The sequence below is a fragment of the Aeromonas sp. Prich7-2 genome, from assembly GCF_017939255.1.
Taxonomy (GTDB): Bacteria; Pseudomonadota; Gammaproteobacteria; order Enterobacterales; family Aeromonadaceae; genus Aeromonas; species Aeromonas caviae.
The window spans coordinates 1-6,871 of record NZ_JAGKRI010000033.1 but is presented as its reverse complement, the minus strand read 5'-3'; the positions used below and the strand labels follow the sequence as shown (position 1 = coordinate 6,871).

The 6,871-nt window shown below is 60.1% G+C and carries 9 protein-coding genes; 7 read left to right on the top strand and 2 right to left on the bottom strand.

Annotated elements, in window-relative coordinates:
• Positions 1 to 259: 259 nt before the first annotated feature.
• The 6 genes from J9892_RS07125 (at position 260) to J9892_RS07100 (ending at position 4,378) form a co-directional block, all read left to right on the top strand.
• On the top strand, positions 260 to 757 hold the full coding sequence (locus J9892_RS07125) for a peptidylprolyl isomerase (protein WP_010675220.1): 498 nt from the start codon (positions 260 to 262) through the stop codon (positions 755 to 757).
• Complete coding sequence (locus J9892_RS07120; protein WP_113977387.1) at positions 747 to 1,433, top strand: DUF4269 domain-containing protein; 687 nt, start codon at positions 747 to 749, stop codon at positions 1,431 to 1,433. The genes J9892_RS07125 and J9892_RS07120 overlap by 11 nt, the downstream gene beginning before the upstream one ends.
• A gap of 13 nt (positions 1,434 to 1,446) precedes the next feature.
• Positions 1,447 to 2,172 (top strand): UDP-2,3-diacylglucosamine diphosphatase, encoded by a 726-nt coding sequence (lpxH, locus tag J9892_RS07115; RefSeq protein ID WP_104454368.1) that lies wholly within the window; start codon positions 1,447 to 1,449, stop codon positions 2,170 to 2,172.
• Between the two features lie 128 nt (positions 2,173 to 2,300).
• Positions 2,301 to 2,549, top strand: coding sequence for a GlsB/YeaQ/YmgE family stress response membrane protein (locus J9892_RS07110; RefSeq protein WP_010675223.1), 249 nt, complete (start codon positions 2,301 to 2,303; stop codon positions 2,547 to 2,549).
• Positions 2,550 to 2,706: 157 nt separating this feature from the next.
• Positions 2,707 to 3,342: a TetR/AcrR family transcriptional regulator gene (locus J9892_RS07105; RefSeq protein ID WP_113977385.1), complete on the top strand. Its 636-nt coding sequence runs from the start codon at positions 2,707 to 2,709 to the stop codon at positions 3,340 to 3,342.
• Between the two features lie 52 nt (positions 3,343 to 3,394).
• Positions 3,395 to 4,378, top strand: coding sequence for an MDR family oxidoreductase (locus J9892_RS07100; RefSeq protein WP_210538126.1), 984 nt, complete (start codon positions 3,395 to 3,397; stop codon positions 4,376 to 4,378).
• 162 nt (positions 4,379 to 4,540) lie between these two features.
• On the opposite strand, the gene J9892_RS07095 is transcribed toward J9892_RS07100, so the two are convergent.
• Together J9892_RS07095 and J9892_RS07090 are read right to left on the bottom strand one after the other, a co-directional pair.
• Positions 4,541 to 5,014 carry a DMT family transporter gene (locus tag J9892_RS07095; RefSeq protein ID WP_039039069.1) on the bottom strand — a complete coding sequence of 158 codons (474 nt, stop codon included), beginning with the start codon at positions 5,012 to 5,014 and terminating at the stop codon, positions 4,541 to 4,543.
• 14 nt (positions 5,015 to 5,028) lie between these two features.
• Positions 5,029 to 5,568, bottom strand: coding sequence for an amidohydrolase family protein (locus tag J9892_RS07090; protein WP_210538125.1), 540 nt, complete (start codon positions 5,566 to 5,568; stop codon positions 5,029 to 5,031).
• Between the two features lie 37 nt (positions 5,569 to 5,605).
• On the opposite strand from J9892_RS07090, the gene J9892_RS07085 reads away from it, so the two are divergent.
• On the top strand, positions 5,606 to 6,640 hold the full coding sequence (locus J9892_RS07085) for an IS110 family transposase (protein WP_210538124.1): 1,035 nt from the start codon (positions 5,606 to 5,608) through the stop codon (positions 6,638 to 6,640).
• The last annotated feature ends 231 nt before the right edge of the window (positions 6,641 to 6,871 follow it).

Below are 6,871 nucleotides of genomic sequence, written 5' to 3'. Positions count from 1 at the left end.
AGCCGAGCCAGCATGTCGCCAGATGCCTCAACAACATCGTTCAGATCGTTTGCAATAGACATAAAAAAATCCGGAACCAGTGATTGGTTCCGGATTGTCCTACAGCAGAAGGATCGGTCAATGGATCCTTAACTGATCAGCATTGCCCTCTCCCCCCTGCCATCTATGCCGCAGGGCCTTGATGGGCTAGAATTGCCACCACTTTATGCCATACACCTGCGGGCACCTTGCTGCCCGCATCAAAATGAAAGGACAACTCATGGTTACTCTGCACACCAACCACGGCGACATCACCCTGACCCTGAACGCGGAAAAAGCCCCGGAGACCGTGGCCAACTTCCTGCAATACTGCCGTGACGGTCACTACGACAACACCATCTTCCACCGCGTCATCGACGGCTTCATGATCCAGGGTGGCGGCTATGCCCCGGGCTTCGAAGAGAAAGAGACCCGCGCTCCCATCAAGAACGAGGCGGCTAACGGTCTGTCCAACAAGGTCGGCACCATCGCCATGGCCCGCACCATGGAGCCGCACTCCGCCAGCGCCCAGTTCTTCATCAACGTGAACAACAACGACTTCCTGGACTTCAAGTCCGCCACCACCCAGGGCTTCGGCTACTGCGTGTTCGGTGAAGTGACCGCCGGCATGGACGTGGTCAACAAGATCAAGGGCGTGAAGACCGGCAACTACGGCCGCATGCACCAGGACGTTCCGACCGAAGACGTCGTCATCACCAAGGTGACCCTTGCCGAGTAATCCCTGCCGGCCAGGCTCTGATACCACTGCGGCCCCGGCCGCAGTTTTTCCATCTGCCGCCCCCAACTGGCGCCGCCTCGACTATCTGGTCCAGGGCAACGAGCGTCAGCGCTCGGCCCACGCCCTGCTGAGCGGCGGCCTGTGGGATGAGCTTGGCCCCCTGTGCAACGATCTGGCTCTGGTGAGCACGATCGCCATCGGGCTGGATAGACCCGGCAGCGATCTCGACATCCTCTGCCAGCATCCGGCCCCGGCCTTCCTTGCCGCGACACTGGCCGCACAAGGCTGGCAGGTGCGAAGCAAGGGCGAACAGGTATGGATCGCCGAGCAACAACGCCACGGGCCAGATGGCCAGTGCTGGCCAGTCGAGCTCTACCTCACCCCTGATCCCCTCGAGATGTGTCATGGCTGGCGCCACCTCAGCCTGATGGCCGCCCTGCTTGAGCGCTTTGGCGCCCCCTTCCACCGGGAGGTGCTGCGCCTGCGCGTTGATGAAGGGCTCAAGGGGGAAGCGGCCATGTGCCGCCTGCTGGGTCTGTCCGGCGACCCTTACGAGGCGTTGCTGACCCTGGAGGGCGTCAACCTTGCGGGGCACTGCTGCCCTTCCCTCCCCCACCCGCTCGACGTGCAAGGTCACAGGCCTTGTCCGCACCCAGGCGGGACTCTCTTACCATGATGCCCAGGAACTCATGAGCACCCTCTTTATCAGTGACATTCACCTCAGCCAAGGCAGGCCCGACATGACGGCGGCCCTGGTGCGCTTCCTGGCCGAAGACGCGCCCGGTGCCGACGCCCTCTATGTGCTGGGGGATCTGTTCGAATTCTGGATTGGGGACGACGACCCCAACCCGCTCCACCGCGAGGTGGCCGATGCCTTTCTCGCCCTGAGCCAGCAAGGGGTGCCCCTCTATTTCATTCACGGCAACCGCGACTTCCTCTTGGGGCGCCAGTTTGCCAAACGGGCCGGCATGACCCTGCTCGGCGACCCCTGCGTCATCGAGCTGTACGGCGAGCGGGTGCTGCTGAGCCACGGGGATCTGCTCTGCACTCGAGATGAGGGCTACCAGAAGTTTCGCCGCATCACACAACTCAAATGGCTACGCTGGCTCTTCCTGCGCCTGCCGCTCTCGCGCCGCCAGGCCATCGCCCACAAGATGCGCGGCCAGAGCCAGATGGAGAATGCCCAGAAGAGCCAGATCATCATGGACGTGACCCCGGAGGCGGTGGACGACATGCTGCGCCAGCACGGCTGCCGCCTGATGATCCACGGTCACACCCACAGGCCCGCCATCCACGACTTCACCCTGGATGGGCGTGCGGCGCGGCGCATCGTGCTGGGAGACTGGTTCGAGCAGGGGTCGGTGCTGGTCTGCTCCCCCGCCGGGCAGCGCCTCGACACCCGCGCGCTCGGCTGAGGCCCTCTGCCTGCCATGGTCAGGAGCGAGTCTCATATGACCGTTTCTGACTCACGCCGTGCTGTGGCGGGATACAAGCTGGATCCCTGCATATACTCTGGTTCTCTGCACACAACGAGGAGAAGACCATGGGATTTCTTACTTGGGTGGTACTGGGGCTGATCGTCGGCATTCTGGCCAAATGGATCATGCCGGGCAAGGATGGCGGCGGTTTCTTCATGACGGTGATCCTGGGGGTGGTCGGCGCCATGGTGGGGGGCTATGTCAGCACCCTGCTCGGGATGGGAACGGTCACCGGCTTCAACCTGCCGAGCATCATCATCGCCACCGTTGGCGCCCTGATCGTGCTGTTTGTCTACAACAAGCTGCGCAGTTGAGACCCAGCAACCCATCGATGCGAGGGCGCCACTGGCGCCCTCGCTGTTTTCTGCCCCGCTGGCTCCAGCTTGTCTCGACTACCCGATCTCATCCACTCGTTTCGTCCCTTCGATGCAGCGCTTGCATCATTTCTAGTTGAGGCGTCTAATAAGCCCCATGCAAGCCAATGACCCCCTGCCCCGCCGCCCTCGCGGCCGCCCTGCCCAGCACGGGCACACCTATGCCGATACCCGGGATCTGTTGATCCGCCGGGGCATGGAGCTGCTGACCGAGCAGGGCATCGCCGCCACTTCCATCGAGCGGGTGTTGCAGTCGACCGGGATCCCCAAGGGCTCCTTCTATCACTACTTCGCCACCAAGCACGACTTCACTCTGGCGGTCATGGATGCCTATCACCACTACTTCTGCCGCAAGCTGACGCGCTATCTGAAGGATGAGAGCCTGCCCCCCCTGGCCCGCCTTGTCGCCTTCGTCGACAGCGCCTGCCGGGGCATGACCCGGTTTGCGTTCCAGCGGGGCTGCCTCGTGGGCAACCTGGGTCAGGAGGTGGTGCAGCTCTCCCCCGAGCTGCGCCTGCGCCTCGAGCAGATCCTCCTCGACTGGGAGGCGCTGCTCGCCCGCTGCCTGAGGGACGCGGTGACGGCGGGGGAGCTGCCCCCTGATTGTGACTGCCCTGCCCTCGCCCATCAGTTCTGGATCGGCTGGGAAGGGGCCGTGCTGCGCGCACGCCTGGTGGGCGATACCGAGCCCATGCTCTCTTTTCTCAATTTTTTCATGAAGTTAGCAAAGTGATTTTTTTACGAAGATTAATAGTCAGTCAGTCCAATTAATGGGAGTAGACAAGATGTTCAACGGTATTCTGATCGAGAAAGACGAGGCGGGTTATCGCGCCAGCTACCAGAGCCTCTCCGAGGAGATGTTGCCTGCCGGGGATGTGACCGTGGCGGTAGAGTGGTCTTCCCTCAACTACAAGGATGGCCTGGCCCTCACCGGCGCCGCCCCCGTGGTACGCCGCTTCCCTCTGATCCCCGGTATCGACTTTGCCGGTACCGTGCTGGAGAGCCAGCATCCCGACTGGCACCCCGGCGACAAGGTGGTGCTCAACGGATGGGGCGTGGGCGAGACCCACAGCGGCGGGCTGGCGGAGCGGGCACGGGTCCGGGGCGACTGGCTGGTTGCCCTGCCTGAGCGCATCCAGCCCCGGGACGCCATGGCCATCGGCACCGCAGGGTACACCGCCATGCTCTGCGTGATGGCGTTGGAGAAGCACGGCATCACCCCCGGTGACGGTGACATTCTGGTGACGGGCGCCAACGGCGGCGTGGGCAGCGTGGCGATCACCCTCCTGGCCAAGCTGGGCTATCGGGTCGTGGCCGCCACCGGGCGGCTGCACGAGGCCGACTATCTGACGTCCCTCGGCGCCGCCGAGGTGATCGATCGCGCTGAACTGGCCGCGCCGGGACGCCCGCTGGGCAAGGAACGCTGGGCCGGCGTCATCGACACCGTCGGCAGCCACACCCTGGCCAATGCCTGCGCCACTACCCGCTACGGCGGCGCCGTGGCCGCCTGCGGTCTCGCGGGAGGGATGGACTTCCCCTCCACCGTCATGCCCTTCATCCTGCGCGGCGTCACCCTCTATGGCATCGACAGCGTGATGGCACCGCGCCCGCTGCGCCAGCAGGCCTGGGCCCGACTGGCCGAGGATCTCGACCTGACCCGCCTCAACCTCCTCACCCGGGAAGTGCCCCTCTCCCAGGTCGTGACCCTGGGAGATGCCTTCCTGGCAGGCCAGGTGCGCGGCCGGATCCTGGTCAATGTCCAGGGGTGATGACTGACGCGATATGAGCCGGCTCGCCTGACCACGTCAGGCGAGCCTCTTTGTGTCCCCCTATTCAGGTCATGGAACTGAGCCGGGATGCAAACCCCATCAGCAGAACGCCTGCCCCGGGGCAGACGTTCGTGAAGGTCAAAACATCAGAAGGCCGCTTCATCAGTGCATAAGGCGCTCAGCTAACCGATCACCGAACAGCATGATGACGAGCCCGGTCAGCATGACCAGCATTCCACCCAGCTTTATCAAAGATACCGGACGCTGGATGGTGCCAAGCAGACCAAAATGGTCGATGACCTGGGATGAGAGCAACTGTCCGACGATGGCCAACCCAAGCAGGGCTGAAAACCCGATTTTCGGTGCGAGCACGACATAGCTGAACAACGCGCAAGCACCGATCAGGCCGCCAGCCAGACTCCACAGAGGCTGTGATGGAATGGCCGCAAGCGAGGTGAATAATCCGCCACGCAGCAGCGAGAAGATCCCAAGGCTGAATGCACCGGCCGCGAAGGAGAACAATGCGGCGGTGACCGAATCGCCCCCGAGTCCTCGTGCCAGCTGACTATTCAGAGTCGTCTGCAGCGTGATCCCGAGACCTGCGGCAAAAGCGATGACGTAATACAGCGTGCTCATGGGTTTCATACCTGTCAGTGTGCCTGTGCCAGCGGCAGGAAGGCGTCAGCAAAAATGTCAGGCTCATACCCGGCGGCGGCAAACAGATGCTCACGGGACTCATCAATGGCGGCGCGAAGGCGCGTGCTGTCTACGCCCAGCACCTTGCCATGCTGCTTGACGATGCGTCCACCGATCATGACGGTATCAATGTTGCTGCGCTCTGTCGCATGCACCACGGTGCCAAAGGCATTGCCGGACGGGTAGAGGTTGATGTCGCCAGCATTGATCAGAATGAGATCCGCCTGTTTTCCTGGTATCAGGCTCCCTACCTTGTCCAGCAGCCCTGCACAGGCAGCACCATCGACAGTCGCCGATTTGAGGAGTTGGGCAGCCGGCAGCGTGGTCAGCGAGTAGTCGGAGCCGCAGCAGTGCTGCTGATGTATGCCCATCACCCGTTGCAGGTAAAATGCCACGCGCATTTCCATAAACATATCAGTGCTGTAAGAGGTTTCATTGTCGACACTGAGTGTAGTGATGTGATGGACGCCCCTACCCAACGCAGTCAGCTTCATACTTCGATTGGCTGCGTTTAACTTGGGAGAGCATCACATGAACACGATCAAAGTAGTGGGTATTGATATCGCCAAGTCTGTTTTTCAGGTGTGCGTCTGGATGGCTGATGGTTCTGTTGCTTGGAATCGTAAAATATCTCGCCAAAAACTGCTCCACACTATGCGCCAGTTTCCACCGCAAACACTGATAGCCATGGAAGCTTGCTCCTCATCTCACTTCTGGGGGCGGACACTGATATCGATGGGCTATGACGTAAGGCTCATTCCTACACAGCATGTCAAAGCCTTTGCAAGGCACCAGAAGAATGATGCCAACGATGCATTAGCTATTTGTGAAACGGCTTGCCGACCAGGGATCCATTTCGTAACTGTTAAAACTACAGAACAGCAAGATATCAAAGCGTTACGTAATGCTCGCCAGCTCATTGTTGAGCAGCGAACCGCTCTGGCTAACCAACTGCGGGCACTACTTGCTGAATACGGGCTCATCCTTCCGACCGGTATACAACGCCTCCAACAGCAACTGCCGGATGTGCTTGAAGATGGAGCCAATATGATAACCTTCACGCTTCGCCGACTACTGAGCCTGTTACGAGAAGATATGCAGATGCTCGCTGAACGGATTGATGTCTTGGATAAGGAAATTGCCGAACTGTCCAGCCAGCAGGTTGCCTATCACCACTTACTGACCATTCCAGGCGTCGGACCGCTGATTGCCGCAGCAGTAGTCAGTGAGGTTGATGCGGCCCAGTTTTCCAGTGGCCGTGAGCTCTCTGCCTGGTGTGGCTTAGTCCCTCGGCAGCACAGTTCAGGTGGAAAGCAACGGCTTTCATCCATGACCAAAAACGGTAATCGTAACCTGAGGACGTTGATCATCCATGGAGCTCGAGCGGTGATGCGCTGTGTGCAAAAGCGAGATGATAGTTTAGGGAGATGGGTGAAGGCAGTTGAATTACGGCGTGGATTCTTGAAGGCCACCGTCGCCCTGGCAAATAAGTTAACTCGGATTATCTGGCGTGTACTGACTGACTCGGTGGATTTCAGCATGAACAGAGCCTTTGCAGGAAGTTAATTTGATATTTGCTTAGAAAATACACGTTACTGAGTTTGCAGGCACTGATGAGAAAACGGGTACCGTCCTTGTAACAGCCTGAATTTGGCTAATAACATCATGTCGATCAGCCAATAACATCATGCCGATCACCATTTTTCTACCCGCAGGAACTGCGTCTTTCTTTTACTCTGCCTGATCGGCATCGGTCAAGTTGATGCCCTGTTTTCGCATCGACTCACCTGTCAAACC